The following is a 761-nucleotide window of genomic DNA, read 5'->3' on the forward strand; positions in this document are numbered from 1 at the left end:
ACCGGGGACCCTGGGACGCTGGACGACCTGGCCGGTAAGCGGTTGGCGATTTACAGCGGTCACGCGCTGCGCGAGTTCATCATTGCGCGCGTTCCCGGTGTGCGCTTCGTTGATGTGCAAACCCCCGCCCAAGGTATGGCGCTGGTCGCCAAGGGGCAAGCCGACGCGGCATTGAGCTCGTTGATCATTGCTCGCTACCTGATTGCTCGGGAGTACCGTCACGTTCTGAAGATCACCAGCACGGTGGGCACCGAACCGGCACACATCGGCTTCGCGACCAACCGTGGAGCCCTTGAACTCTACTCAATCCTCAATAAAGCCCTGTTAAGCATTCCCCCGGAAGAAATGGACGAATTGGCCAACCGCTGGCGCAATGAACTGCCGGTGGATGACAGCTACTGGTCGCGCCACCGCACTGCCATCCTTCAGGTTTTTTTGGCCGCGGGACTGTTGCTGCTGTTGGCGCTGGGCTGGATTGCCTACCAGCGCAACCTGATCCGCAAGCGCCAGCAATTGCTGCAACAGGTGCAGCAAGCCAGGGACGCGGCAGACGATGCCAATCGTGCCAAAACCACCTTCCTGGCAACCATGAGTCATGAGATTCGCACGCCAATGAACGCTGTGATCGGCATGCTCGAACTGGCGATGTTGCGCGCTGAAGAGGGCGTCACGGACCATCTTGCGATAGAGGTGGCGTGGAATGCGGCGCAGCAGATGCTGGAGCTGATCGGCGATATTCTGGACATCGCGCGGATCGAGTC

General features: G+C 60.1%; 1 protein-coding gene. It reads left to right on the plus strand.

Going from position 1 to position 761, the window contains the following annotated elements:
• Positions 1 to 761 (plus strand): histidine kinase dimerization/phospho-acceptor domain-containing protein (locus AC1DH9_RS30180; protein ID WP_477809458.1); only part of this gene is annotated, 761 nt, incomplete at both ends.

Source organism: Pseudomonas sp. 05T35 (genome assembly GCF_056396605.1).